The organism is Steroidobacter gossypii, assembly GCF_016801985.1.
Classification (GTDB): domain Bacteria; phylum Pseudomonadota; class Gammaproteobacteria; order Steroidobacterales; family Steroidobacteraceae; genus Steroidobacter; species Steroidobacter gossypii.
This window is the reverse complement of sequence record NZ_JAEVLS010000001.1, coordinates 370,781-383,824: the sequence shown is the minus strand read 5'-3', so window position 1 is coordinate 383,824 and position 13,044 is coordinate 370,781. Positions and strand designations below refer to the sequence as shown.

The following is a 13,044-nucleotide window of genomic DNA, read 5'->3' as shown; positions in this document are numbered from 1 at the left end:
GGCTGCCTTCGGGTGCATGGATCTTGTCATCGAACTGGTAGAAATCTGCCGGTGCATGCACGGCGTCGACGATGCGACGAGCGTGATAGAAGGAGTCATTGCCTACCGGGATGAACTCATCGTGGAGGCGGGCGCTGGAGTACTGCACGCTGCACGTCAATGCCGCGAACACGCTCACCGCCAGCCAGATGACCGGGAGAATCCATCGATTCGCAAGTGCGGGCATCGGTGCGCAGACTCGATTGGCCGGTGAAAGTCTCGTTATGGCTTGCTGGCAACCAGCAACAGATTTTTGCCGAACCAGCGTTTCGCCACCGAGTCGAGCCCCCGGCTCAGCGGAAACACCGCACGGTCGTAGAGCTTCAGCGCGCCCAGGCTCACATTGCCATCCTTGTTGCCGATGGCCTTGAACGCCAGCGTGGCGAAGAAACCGATGGAATCCGCGTACGCCACGTGTTCGATTTTGAAGCCGGCGTCGCGCACACGAGTCATGAGCATGCCGCGGGTGTAGCGGCGCACGTGCCCGACTTTGGCGTCCATGCTCGTGTACAGCAGCTGAAACGCGGGGACGTAGATCAGAAGTTTGCCTTTTGCAGTCAACTTCGCATGCAGAATCCGGAGCGCGCCGGCATCGTCATCGATGTGCTCCAGCACGTTCAGCGTATAGATGTAATCGAGGGATGCGTCCGGGATCTCCTGCGTGGACGATACGACACGAAGGCCCTGCGCGCGCAGTCGCTGTTGAAGCAACTGATCTGGCTCGAGCGCCGTGATGTCCATGCCATGTTGGCTCAGCGGCGCCGCGAACTGGCCGCTGCCGGCGCCGAAATCGAGCACCTTGCCACGCGCGGGCGCGTGCTTACGGACGGTGTCGAGCAGATAGCGGTTGTAGTTCACCGCTTCCTGCATGACTTCAAGGTTGTCGACGCCGGTATAGGCTTGTTGTTGCATGTCGATCAGTTCGATGGCGATCGACGCCGCTCGCGGAAAGTCGGGCCCTGCAGTCCGAGGTAGTGCAGACGTTTCATTTCACGCCGGCTGAGAGTCACGGTTTCCAGGATCAGGCCGGCGACGAAGCTGACCGCGGCCAGAATCATTGTGCCCACCGCCAATATCGCGGTCGGCAGGCGAGGCACTAGGCCAGTCTCGAGGTAGGTGGCCACGACAGGCCAACCCAGGAGCAGCGACGCGGTGAACAACGCCAACGCGAGCAACGAGAAGAACTGCATGGGCCGCTCTTCCTTCACCAGATAAACGATGGTGCGCAGGATGCGGAAGCCATCGCGGAACGTATTCAGCTTGCTCTTGGATCCGGGCGGGCGGTCGCGATACGGCGTTTGAATCTCGGCCAGCGGCAGGCGCAGCTCCAGGGCATGCACAGTGAGCTCGGTTTCGGTTTCGAAGCCGCTGGCCAGTGCAGGAAACGATTTCACGAAGCGGCGCGAGAACACTCGATAGCCCGAGAGCATGTCTTTCAGGCGGTTGCCGAAAATCGCCGCGACCGTGCCGGTCAGCAATTTGTTGCCGAACACGTGACCGGGACGAAACGCCGCCGAGGAAACCGGTACGCGCGCGCCGTTCACCATGTCGAGCGAATTGGCGAGCAATGTATCGACCATCATCGCGGCGCTCGCTGCGTCGTAGGTGCCGTCGCCGTCGACGAGTACATACGCTTCCGCTTCGATGTCGGCGAACATGCGGCGGACCACGTTGCCCTTGCCCTGAAATGTTTCTGTGCGGACGATGGCGCCGGCGCGGGCGGCGCGGGCCTTGGTGTCGTCCTTCGAGTTGTTGTCGTAAACGTAGATCGTGGCCGTTGGTAAGGCGGCCGCGAAATCCTTCACCACGCCTTCGATCGCTTCCGCTTCGTTGTAACAGGGAATCAGCACCGCGATGCGCGGCGCGAGCGCGGCAATGTTTGCTGCCGCGGTTCGTTGCGTCACATCGGGATTGAACGAGGCGGGGGTGGAGGTCATGACTTGGCTGTCGCCGATCACTCGATGCCGAGCTTCTTGATCCGATAGCGCAGCGAGCGGAACGTCATGCCCAGCAACTGCGCCGCCTTGGTCTTGTTGTAGCGCGTCTGTTCCAGCGCGCGCACGATGGCGTCGCGTTCGATGTCTTCCAGCGCATCGCCGAGTCGCTCGCCGGGGGCGACGCTGGTAGGCATGGGCATATCGGAGCTGGCGGCGACCTTCGGTCGCAGCTGCAGGTCGCCGATATCGATCACGCCGTTCGCGCACAGCGTGGCGGCGCGCTCCAGTACATTCTCCAGTTCGCGCACGTTGCCGGGAAAGTGATATTCGCTCAGCGCCTTCGAGGCGGCATCGGTGATGCGCAACGAGCGATTGCCGATCTGGCGGCCGAGTTTGTTGACGATGGAATCGACCAGTTCGTCGATGTCTTCGAGGCGTTCACGCAACGGCGGCACGCGGATTTCGATGACGTTCACGCGATAGAACAAGTCCTCGCGGAACTTGCCTTCGGCGACCAGCGCAGCGAGGTTCTTGTGAGTCGCGGAAAGGATGCGCACGTCGATGGGTTGTTCGCGCGACTCGCCGACCGGGCGCACGCTCTTTTCCTGAATCACGCGCAACAGCTTCACCTGCATGTGCAAGGGCAGGTCGGCGATTTCGTCCAGGAACAAGGTGCCGCCCTCGGCGGACTGGATCAGACCCTGTTTGTCGCTGACGGCGCCGGTGAAGCTGCCTTTGCGATGACCGAACAGCTCGCTTTCCATCAACTCGGTGGGAATGGCGCCGCAGTTCACGGGCACGAACGGGCCGTCGCGCCGAGGACCGGCTTCATGAATCAGGTGCGCGACCAGTTCCTTGCCGGTGCCGGACTCGCCATAGATATGCACTGGCGCCTGGCTGCGAGCGACGCGCTCGATCATCTCGCGCAATTGTTCCATCACGCGCGAGGCGCCGAGCAGCTTCACTTGCGGCAGCTGCATGGTGCTTTCGATGGATTCGCCCAACCTCAAAGTCGCGGAGATCAGCTTGCGCAGCGCCACCACATCGACCGGCTTGGAAATGAAATCGAACGCGCCGAGCTTCAGCGCGCGCACGGCCGTTTCGACATTGCCATGCGCGGTGATGACCGCGACGGGCGTTTGCGGCTTCTGGGTTTGAATCCACTCGACCAGGCTCAGCCCGTCGCCATCTGGCAGGCGCATGTCGGTGAGGCAAAGATCGAAATGATTGGCGCGCAGCTCACGCGTGGCTGCGCCAATCGTGTCGGCCGCGGTCACATCGAGATTCATTCTCTCGAGCGTAATGCTCAGCAACTCGCGGATATCCGGCTCGTCATCCACGACGAGCGCCCGGGGCTTCTTCACTGTGTTTCCCAACGTTGTGGATCGGCGAACACGAGACGAAAAATACTACCACCCCCCTGGCGGGGCTCATAAATCAGCACGGCGCGATTGCACTGGGCCAGCTCTCTTGCGATGAACAAGCCCAGCCCGGTGCCGCCCTTGCCGGCCGTGAAAAACGGCTCGAAGATGCGTTCGGCGTCGGGCTGCGAAATGCCCGGGCCGCGATCCAGGATCTCCAGCATCGGCCGCTCCGAGGTCGCGATGCGGCCGGTGCGGATCTCGATGGCGTCATTGGAATCGAATTTGCGACCGTACTTCAGTGCGTTCTCGCACAAATTCCACATAAGTTGGTGCAGGTGCGAAGGGTCGACCCGCACTTCCAGCTCCGGCGCCGAGGTGGTGATGTACAGCTTGCTGGCGTCGACCTGCGCGGTTTGCCGGAATTCACCCACGAAGTCCTCCAGCCAGCCATTGAGTTCGATGCGTTCCTGGCGCGTGGAGTCGCGCCGGGACAATTGCAGGACGTTGTTGATGATGCTGCTGACCCGCTCGCCGTTCTTGGTGATGATGTCGGTGAGGCGCCGTTCCTGCGGGGTCAGCTGCGGCGCCTCGGCCAGCAATTGAGCGGCATGGCTCATGGCGCCAACCGGGTTGCGAATCTCGTGCGCGATGCTGGCGCTCAATCGACCGAGCGCCGCGAGCTTGGATTGCTGAACGCGCTCGGCGATCAACGTGGTGTCTTCGAGAAAGATCAAGGTCGGGCCGCCACCGCCGCCGCTGCGCAGGGACACGAAATGCGGCTGCACCAGGCTGCTGCCATCGAAGGTCATCAGCGACAGCGAGCTCAGCTGCCAGTCGTAAGAGTGACGACGCCAGGTGTCGAGCAGATACAGCAGCCGCGGTGAGACTTCGCTCAGCGGCACGCCGGCGGGCACCGGGTTGCCGTACAGCATGGATGCGGCGGACTCGTTGATCAGCCGGATCGTGTCGTGGTCATCCACGACCAAAATACTCTCACGCAGATGTTGCACGATGAATTGGTTCAGCTCGGCGAGATTGGCCACGTCGACTTCGCGCTGACGCACTCGCTCTTCGCTCTCACGCAAGTTGCGCGCCAGCGGCGCCACACCGAGCGTGACGATGAACATCAACGCGCCGACGATGCCGGCAGAGGCGAAATCACCTGGATCGCTGGTCGCGGCCAGCGTGGTGAAAGCTTGCTGTAACAACAACGCGAGCGCCGCCACGGCCGCGAACATCAACGCCAGTCGCTGCCCGACGACAAAGCTCGCTGCACCAATAGGCAGCACGAGCAATGCGCCGAGGCCGCTGTTCATGCCGCCGCTGGAATACGTGAGCAGCGAAATCGCCAGCACGTCGATGCCGACGTTGAACGCGGTCTGCACCAGGCGATCGGGCCAGCGCCGCTTGACGCTGGGGATGGACAGCGCGGCAAACAGGAAATACGCGATGCTGGTAACGAAAAACATCTGCGAATTGGCTTGCCCGACCAGGCGCGGCTCGAGCGTCCAATACAGCACCATCAGCAGCAGCGGGATCAGCAGCCGAAACAGATTGACGAGCGCCAGCACGCGCCAGGCGAGCTCCGTGGAGGAGCCCCACGGTAGCGCAGGCGGCGGCTCGACGGCTGCGTGCCGCTCCGTCGAAGATGAGGATTCCGGGGCCGATTCAGCGGCTTTCAACAAAAGTTCTCCGTCAATTCCGGCGTTCGCCTTTGCATCGCGGCCGAATTCCTCCAGAATACGCGGCCTTTGACTGTCGTTATTTTGGACAGCACGCGATTTTACCCGGTCCGAAGATTCAGCCCCAGATTCAGCCAGTCGTAATCTCAAGCGCCCATGAACCTGCACGAATACCAGTCGAAAGAATTGTTCGCCAGTTACGGCATTCCGGTCCCGAAAGGCCTGGTGGCAGCCAACGGCAGCGAGGCGGCCGCAGCGGCCCGCAAACTTGGCGGAGCGAAATGGGTGGTCAAAGCGCAGGTCCACGCCGGCGGTCGCGGCAAGGCCGGCGGCGTCAAGCTGGTGGACTCGCCGGAAGCGGCCGACCAGGCGGCCGAGGCCATGATCGGTCAGCGTCTGGTCACCCACCAGACCGGTCCGGAAGGTCTGCCGATCCGCCAGGTGTTCGTCGAGCAGGGCTCGAAGATTGCACGCGAGCTGTACCTGAGCCTGGTGCTGAATCGTGACAAGGGCCACATCGCCTTCATTGCCTCCGCCGCCGGCGGCATGGACATCGAGGAAGTCGCGGCCCACACGCCGGAAAAAATCATCCGCGTGAACATCAATCCCGCCACCGGCCTGCAGCCTTCGCAGTGTCGTGTGCTCGCCTACGGGCTCGGGCTCGAGGGCGATCAGCTGGGCGAGTTCGCCAAGATCGCGCAGGCGCTCTACAAGCTGTACCTCGAAAAGGACTGCAGCCTGCTCGAGGTCAATCCGCTGATCGTCACCGACGAAGGCAAGCTGGTCGCGCTCGATGCCAAGATCAACATCGAGGACAACGCGCTGTTCCGGCAGAAGGAGCTTGCCAAGTGGCGTGACGCCAGCCAGGAAGATGCGATGGAGCGCGCCGCCGCCGAGCACGAGCTGAACTACGTCTCGCTGGATGGCGACATCGCATGCATGGTGAACGGCGCCGGCCTGGCCATGGCGACCATGGACCTGATTCAGCTGCACGGCGGTTCGCCGGCCAACTTCCTCGACGTGGGCGGCGGCGCGACGCGCGAGCGCGTCACCGAAGCCTTCAATCTGATTCTTTCGAACAAGAACGTGCGTGCCATTCTGGTGAACATTTTCGGCGGCATCGTCCGCTGCGACATGATCGCCGAAGGCATCATCCACGCGGTGCAGGACGTGGGCGTGAGCGTGCCGGTGGTGGTGCGCATCGAAGGCACCAATGCCGAGCTGGGTCGCAAGATCCTGGCCGACAGCGGCCTGGCGATCACCCCGGCCAGCGACCTGACGGACGCGGCCAAGAAGGTCGTGGCCGCCGCCAAGGGTTAACCGCGCGCTTACGTTCAACCGCCAACAGATATCAGCACTACCATGTCTATTCTCGTCAACAAGAACACGCGCGTGATTTGCCAAGGTTTCACTGGCAAGCAGGGCACGTTCCATTCCGAGCAGTGCATCGCATACGGCACCAAGGTGGTCGGCGGCGTGACGCCGGGCCGCGGTGGCGAAACGCACCTCGATCTGCCGGTGTTCAACACCGCCCGTGAAGCGGTGCAGGAGACCGGCGCGACTGTCAGCATGATCTATGTCCCGGCGCCGTTCGCCGCCGACGCGATCATCGAGGCGGCCGACGCGGGCATCGAGCTCATCGTGTGCATCACCGAGGGCATTCCGGTGAACGACATGGTGAAGGTGAAGGCTTCACTGGCTTCCTATGGCAGCCTGCTGATCGGCCCGAACTGCCCCGGCATCATCACCCCGGGCGAAGCCAAGATCGGCATCATGCCGGGCTTCATTCACAAGCCAGGCAAGGTCGGCATCGTGTCGCGCTCCGGCACGCTGACTTATGAAGCCGTGTTCCAGACCACCAATGCCGGCCTCGGCCAGAGCACCTGCGTGGGCATCGGCGGCGATCCGGTGCGCGGCATGAACTTCATCGACGTGCTGGCGCGCTTCGAAGAAGATCCGCAGACCGAAGGCATCATCATGGTCGGCGAGATCGGCGGCGCGGACGAAGAGGCAGCTGCTGAATTCATCCGTGAGAATGTTTCCAAGCCGGTGGTTGCTTATATCGCCGGTGTGACCGCGCCTCCGGGCAAGCGCATGGGCCATGCGGGCGCCATCGTCTCCGGCGGCAAGGGCACCGCGGCCGACAAGTTCGCCGCGCTGGAGCGCGCTGGCGTGCGCACCGTGAAGAGCCCGGCCGATCTCGGCTCGGCCATCGTGCAGCAGCTCGGCAAGAGCGGCCGCAAGAGCAAGGTCGTGTCGCTGCCCGGCAAGAAGGCTGCTCCGGCTGCCAAGAAGCCTGCTGGCAAGGCCGCTCCCGCCGCCAAGAAGGCTGCCGGCAAAGCGCCTGCCGCCAGGAAGCCGGTGAAGGCCGCCGCGGCCGCCAAGAAGGGTCCGGCGACCAAGAAGGCTGCGTCCAAGAAAGCTCCGGCCAAGAAAGCGCCCGTGAAAAAGGCGGCGGCCAAGGCGAAGTCCAAGCCGGCTCGCAAGAAGTAACGAGGTCAGGCTCGCGGCGGATGTTTAATCCGCCGCGAGCACGTTCTGGCCGCCGATTGTCCCTCTACCGCAAGCGGTATCATCAAGGCCATGTCCGCCTCCCTCCGCATCGCGCTGGCTCAGCTCAACCTGTTCGTCGGGGATGTCGCAGGGAACGCGCAGCGAGTGATCGAAGCATCGGCACGTGCCCGCGACGAGTTGCACGCCGACCTGGTGTTGTTTCCCGAGCTGAGCCTTAGCGGCTACCCGCCGGAAGATCTGCTGTTCCATAACGGCTTGCGGCGCCAGGTGAAGACGGCGCTGGAACGGGTACGCAGCGAGACCAGCGGCATCACCGTGGTGGCGGGCTATCCCGAGTACGTCGACGAATGCATCTACAACGCCGCGGCGGTGCTACGCGACGGGATGTCGGTGGCGAACTATCGAAAGCAGGAGCTGCCGAATTACAGCGTGTTCGATGAGAAGCGCTACTTCGAGCACGGCCGCGACACCTGTATCTTCGAGCTCAAGGGCATCCGCGTCGCACTGCTGATCTGCGAAGACATCTGGGAGCCCAATCCCGCTCGCGCCGCCAAAGCCAGTGGCGCGCAGCTCATCGTCGTGATCAATGGTTCGCCGTATTCGCTCGGCTATCAGGCCCGTCGCGAACAGGTCGTTCGAGCGCGCGTGCAGGAAACGGGGTTGCCGGTCGTCTATGTGAATCTGCTGGGCGGTCAGGATGAGCTGGTGTTCGATGGCGGCTCGTTCGTCATGAACGCGCAGGGCGAAGTGGTACAGCGGGTCGCGCCCTTCGTGGAAGGTTTGTTTGCTGTCGACGTGGATCTGGTGGATGGTCGCGCCGTGCCGCGCCCGGCGCACATCGAGCCGCCATTGTCCGAAGAGGCCAGCGTTTATAACGCGCTCGTCCTGGGTGTGCGCGATTACGTCGCCAAGCATGGCTTCCCGGGCATCGTGCTGGGGCTCTCCGGCGGCATCGATTCGGCGCTGACGCTCGCCATCGCGGTTGACGCACTCGGTGCAGATCGCGTGCACGCGGTGATGATGCCGTCACGCTTTACGTCGCAATGGAGTCTCGATGACGCCGCCGCCGAAGCCAACACACTGAACGTTCGCTACGACGTGATTTCCATCGAGGGCATGTTCGCCACGGCGCTGGATGCGCTCAAGGATGTGTTCGCGGGCCGCAAGCCCGACACCACCGAAGAAAACATTCAGGCACGCAGTCGCGGTCTGTTGCTGATGGCGATCTCGAACAAGACCGGCCGCATGGTGCTCACCACCGGCAACAAGAGCGAGATGGCCGTGGGCTACGCCACGTTGTATGGCGACATGGCGGGCGGCTTCGCGCCCATCAAGGACTGCAGCAAGATGCTGGTGTATCGGCTGGCGAAGTACCGCAACTCGATCGGCCGGGTGATTCCGGAGCGAGTCATCGAGCGGCCGCCCTCGGCCGAGTTGCGCCACGATCAGAAGGATTCAGATTCGCTGCCCGAGTACGACGTGCTCGACGCCATTCTCGAGCTGTTCATCGAGGACAACCTGTCGGTGGACGAAATCACCGCCCGTGGCTTCGATCGCGCCACGGTGGGTCGGGTGCTGGAAATGGTGAAGCGCAACGAATACAAACGTCGCCAGGCCCCGCCGGGCGTGCGCATCAGCGACCGGGCCTTTGGCCGCGACTGGCGCTATCCGATTACGTCGGGTTACAAGAGCGCCCACCGGTAATCCCCGCCATCGCGGGGACTACCAGAATTTCCACCAATGATCCTTGCCCTGTCCCGGCTCGACCTGCGGCTCGTTCAGGTTCGCGTAGTTCTCGCTCAGCACCTTCTCGGTGTCGGCGGCGAGATCGGGCATGCCCAGGCGGCGATACGCCTCGGCCATGATCTGCAGGGCCTGGCGGATTTGCGGTGAGCCGTCGTAGTTCTCGATGGTGTACTTGGCCCGGTTGATCGCGCCGACATAGGCGCCGCGCTCGAGGTAGTGGCCGGCCACGTACACCTCATAGGACGCCAGCCGATTGCGCAGGAAGATCATGCGCTGGCGCGAGTCCTCGGCGTATTCGCTGTTCGGAAAGCGCTGGACCAGCGTCTGGAACGACTGGAACGACTTGCGCGCGTCGATCGGCGGCCGCTGCGACAGATCGGCGCTGAACCAGCGCTCCAGGAAGTTTGGATTGCGCTCGAACTGGGTCAGGCCCTTGATGTAGTACGCGTAATCGACGCGTGGATGGGCCGGGTTCTCGCGGATGAACTGGTCGCACTGGTCGATGGCTGCCTCCGGCTCGCGGTTCTTGTAGTAGGCGTACATCAGGTCCAGCTGGCCCTGGCGGGCGGCGTTGGTGAACGGAAAACGCGCCTCCAGCTGCTCGTAATAGAGGGTAGCGTCGCGATAGTTGCCGTTGTCCGAGGCGCGCTTGGCCAGCTCGTAGAGCTTGTCGGCGTTACCGAGCTGCTCGCGCGGCTTGTTGCCGCAGCCGGAAAGATTCAGCGCAAGCAGCGCTGCCGTGGTCAAGACGATGATCCGCATGCGAGAATTCAGGCCCTTTGCAAGCGATTCTAGTACTCATGCCGCGCGTCAGGCGCGCCCCGGGACAGTTTCGCTGCCCCCCGCCGGCGTTGTTAGAGGCGGCGAGTATAGCCACAGTTCCCCCCGATATGTCCGAAGCCGTCCATCACCAGCTGACCGTTCCCTTCGAGCACGCCGGACAACGCCTGGATCAGGTGCTTGCCGAGTTGCTCGAAGGTTATTCACGTACCCGGATCAAGGAGTGGATCGACGCCGGCCAGGTGCTGGTGAACGGCGCCCGATTGCGTCCCAAGGACAAGGTCCTGGGCGGGGAGCACGTCGAGATTCGGGCCACCCTGCCGGATGCGGTGAGCGTGGCGCCGGAGCAGATCGGGCTGAATGTCGTGCACCAGGACAAGCATGTGCTGGTGATCAACAAGCCGGCCGGTCTGGTGGTGCATCCAGGGGCGGGCAATGCCGCCGGCACGTTGCAGAACGCGCTGTTACATTTCGACGCAAAGTTGGCCCAGGTGCCGCGCGCCGGCATCGTCCATCGGCTCGACAAGGATACGAGCGGCCTGATGGTTGTGGCTCGCACGGTCGAGGCTCACACCGCGCTGGTGCGCGCCATCGAGGCGCGCGAAGTGGAACGTGAGTACGAAGCCGTCTGTGTCGGAGTGATGACGGGCGGCGGCACGGTGGACGCTCCCATTGGCCGCCATCCGGTAGATCGTTTGAAGATGGCCGTACGGGAAGATGGCCGCGAAGCCGTCACTCATTACCGGGTGGTGGAGCGATTTCGTGGACACACGCATGTACGCCTGAAGCTCGAGTCTGGGCGCACTCATCAAATTCGCGTGCACATGATGCATATCCGCTATCCCTTGGTGGGCGATCGTGTGTACGGCGGGCGTATGTTGTTGCCGAAGGGCGCGGCCCCGGAAACGATCGAAGCGCTGCGCGCTTTCAAGCGGCAGGCGTTGCATGCGGCGCGGCTCGTGTTCGAACATCCCGTGACCGGCAAGCCCATCGAGAACGAAGCGGCGCTGCCTGAAGACATGCAGGCGTTGCTCGGCGTGTTGGCGCGCGACGCTGCTACAGGCAAAAAGAGTTGAGACATGATCGAATGGATCACTCCCGACTGGCCGGCGCCTTTGCAAGTCAAAGCGGCTGCAACGCTGCGTACTGGGGGAGTGAGTGAGGGGCCGTTTGCCAGCCTGAATCTGGGCTCGCATGTGGGTGACGATCCGGGCGCGGTGGCCGAGAATCGTCGTTTGCTACGAATCGCGCTTGCATTGCCCGCCGAGCCTGTTTGGTTGAATCAGGTACACGGGATCGATGTCATCGACCTCGGCTCATACCGCCGCCGTGTAGACAATGTGACCTTCGCTGCCGGCTCGGAGAATGCTGAAGCGAAACCCGCAGACGCGCCGACGGCTGATGCATCGGTTGCGTTGGAGCCCGGCGCGGTCTGTGTGGTCATGACCGCCGATTGTTTGCCCGTTCTCTTTTGCGATACACGCGGCACACGTGTGGGAGCGGCGCACGCCGGCTGGCGTGGTCTTGCAGGTGGCGTGTTGGGGGCGACCATCAAGGCGCTGGATGTTCCATCAACGCAGCTCATGGCCTGGCTCGGACCGGCCATCGAGCAGCAAGCGTTCGAGGTTGGCGACGAGGTTCGCGAACGATTCGTGCAGCTCGATGCCCGCAACGCGGCTGCGTTTCACAGCAACGCTCGCGGCCGCTGGCAGGCCGATTTATATCGACTGGCTCGTAACGAATTGGCTCGGCTCGGCGTCACCGCCGTATATGGCGGCGGCTTTCAATGCTTCGCCGATAGCAAACGTTACTTTTCGTACCGCCGCGACAGCCGCACCGGCCGGATGGCCACCCTCGTCTGGCTCGCTGACTGACCGGCAGCCACCTCGGTCGGGCCCGGACCGTTCGCGCCCAGCATGCGTGGCATGCCGCGCATCACGGGCGAGCAAGGCCGCTGGACCGTCAACATCAACTGGCTCTTGACACGCATGCTACGCTGCCGGTCATACCAACAGCGCTCATGAGTCATCGAGTCTGTGCCGGCGGCAGCCGGCCACGGACGGCCCGCGAATTCTCCCAAGATGCATCTGCTCAGCTGGATCGTTCTATTCACAGCCATCGGCGGCGTGCTGAGCGCGCTGGCTGCCTCGCTGTTCCTGGCTGTGTCGGATCGCGTCCGGTCGCGTGTGTTGCCGCATCTGGTCAGCTTTGCGACCGGTGCGCTGCTCAGTGCGGCGCTGCTGGGCCTGCTGCCGCACGCCATCGAATCGGCCGGCGCGGCCGACAGCCATGACATCGGCCTGACGCTGCTCGGCGGCCTGCTGCTGTTCTTCGTGCTGGAGAAGATGGTGCTCTGGCGCCACTGTCATGCCGACGTGTGCGAGGTCCACGTAAGCCCCGAGCCGCACGCGCATGCGCACGGCCACAACCATCATCGCCATCCCAACAATCACAGTCATGAGCACGGCCGCGATCGGGCCTCGGCCACGCTGATCCTGATCGGCGACGGCTTTCACAACGTGCTCGACGGCGTGCTGATCGCCGCCGCCTTCATGACCGACATCCATCTCGGCGTGGTCACGGCGATCGCCGTTTGCGCGCACGAGATCCCGCAGGAAGTGGGCGACCTGGCCATCCTGCTCAACGGCGGCATGAGCCGCCTCAAGGCGCTGACGCTCAACCTGCTCGCCAGCGTGACCTCCGTGCTGGGCGGCGTGCTGGCTTACTTCGCCATGGCCGAGGTGCAGCAGGTGCTGCCATACGCCATCGCGATCGCGGCATCGAGCTTTCTTTACATCGCGGTCGCCGACCTCATTCCCGGCCTCCACCGCAAGGTGGACCCCGGCTCGGGGGTGTGGCAGCTGGTGTATATCGTGCTCGGCGTGGTGGTGATCTACGTCAGCCACAACCTGGCCCACTGAGCCGGCCGGGTCCGGCCCGGAGCGCCATCCTCGGGATCTTTCGGCCCGGGAATCAGTTGAA

10 protein-coding genes and 1 pseudogene are annotated in these 13,044 nt (G+C 63.3%); 6 read left to right on the top strand and 5 right to left on the bottom strand.

Going from position 1 to position 13,044, the window contains the following annotated elements; genetic code table 11:
* Nucleotides 1-261 precede the first annotated feature (261 nt).
* The 4 genes from JM946_RS01775 to JM946_RS01760 are packed head-to-tail and all read right to left on the bottom strand — an operon-like array spanning nucleotide 262 to nucleotide 5,022.
* On the bottom strand, nucleotides 262-951 hold the full coding sequence (locus JM946_RS01775) for a class I SAM-dependent methyltransferase (RefSeq protein WP_203165421.1): 690 nt from the start codon (nucleotides 949-951) through the stop codon (nucleotides 262-264).
* 5 nt (nucleotides 952-956) lie between these two features.
* Nucleotides 957-1,976 carry a glycosyltransferase gene (locus JM946_RS01770; protein WP_203165420.1) on the bottom strand — a complete coding sequence of 340 codons (1,020 nt, stop codon included), beginning with the start codon at nucleotides 1,974-1,976 and terminating at the stop codon, nucleotides 957-959.
* 17 nt (nucleotides 1,977-1,993) lie between these two features.
* Entirely contained in the window at nucleotides 1,994-3,340 is a 1,347-nt protein-coding gene (locus JM946_RS01765) for a sigma-54-dependent transcriptional regulator (RefSeq protein WP_322110880.1), read from the bottom strand.
* Entirely contained in the window at nucleotides 3,337-5,022 is a 1,686-nt protein-coding gene (locus tag JM946_RS01760; protein ID WP_203165419.1) for a sensor histidine kinase, read from the bottom strand. Before JM946_RS01760 ends, JM946_RS01765 begins: the two co-directional genes overlap by 4 nt.
* Nucleotides 5,023-5,178: 156 nt before the next feature.
* Between JM946_RS01760 and sucC the strand changes: the two genes are divergently transcribed.
* The 3 genes and pseudogenes from sucC (at nucleotide 5,179) to JM946_RS01745 (ending at nucleotide 9,240) form a co-directional block, all read left to right on the top strand.
* Nucleotides 5,179-6,342, top strand: coding sequence for an ADP-forming succinate--CoA ligase subunit beta (gene sucC, locus JM946_RS01755; RefSeq protein WP_203165418.1), 1,164 nt, complete (start codon nucleotides 5,179-5,181; stop codon nucleotides 6,340-6,342).
* 42 nt (nucleotides 6,343-6,384) lie between these two features.
* Nucleotides 6,385-7,251 (top strand): annotated as a pseudogene (gene sucD, locus JM946_RS01750) (succinate--CoA ligase subunit alpha); the annotation flags it as partial.
* A gap of 354 nt (nucleotides 7,252-7,605) precedes the next feature.
* Nucleotides 7,606-9,240 (top strand): NAD+ synthase, encoded by a 1,635-nt coding sequence (locus JM946_RS01745; RefSeq protein WP_203165416.1) that lies wholly within the window; start codon nucleotides 7,606-7,608, stop codon nucleotides 9,238-9,240.
* A gap of 18 nt (nucleotides 9,241-9,258) precedes the next feature.
* Here JM946_RS01745 and JM946_RS01740 read toward each other — a convergent pair whose 3' ends face one another.
* Complete coding sequence (locus JM946_RS01740) at nucleotides 9,259-10,044, bottom strand: outer membrane protein assembly factor BamD (protein WP_203165415.1); 786 nt, start codon at nucleotides 10,042-10,044, stop codon at nucleotides 9,259-9,261.
* 128 nt (nucleotides 10,045-10,172) lie between these two features.
* Here JM946_RS01740 and rluD point away from each other — a divergent pair, with 128 nt between their 5' ends.
* The 3 genes from rluD (at nucleotide 10,173) to JM946_RS01725 (ending at nucleotide 12,983) form a co-directional block, all read left to right on the top strand.
* Entirely contained in the window at nucleotides 10,173-11,138 is a 966-nt protein-coding gene (rluD, locus tag JM946_RS01735; protein WP_203165414.1) for a 23S rRNA pseudouridine(1911/1915/1917) synthase RluD, read from the top strand.
* 3 nt (nucleotides 11,139-11,141) lie between these two features.
* Nucleotides 11,142-11,936 carry a peptidoglycan editing factor PgeF gene (gene pgeF / locus JM946_RS01730; RefSeq protein ID WP_203165413.1) on the top strand — a complete coding sequence of 265 codons (795 nt, stop codon included), beginning with the start codon at nucleotides 11,142-11,144 and terminating at the stop codon, nucleotides 11,934-11,936.
* Between the two features lie 207 nt (nucleotides 11,937-12,143).
* On the top strand, nucleotides 12,144-12,983 hold the full coding sequence (locus JM946_RS01725) for a ZIP family metal transporter (protein ID WP_269140864.1): 840 nt from the start codon (nucleotides 12,144-12,146) through the stop codon (nucleotides 12,981-12,983).
* Nucleotides 12,984-13,044 lie beyond the last annotated feature (61 nt).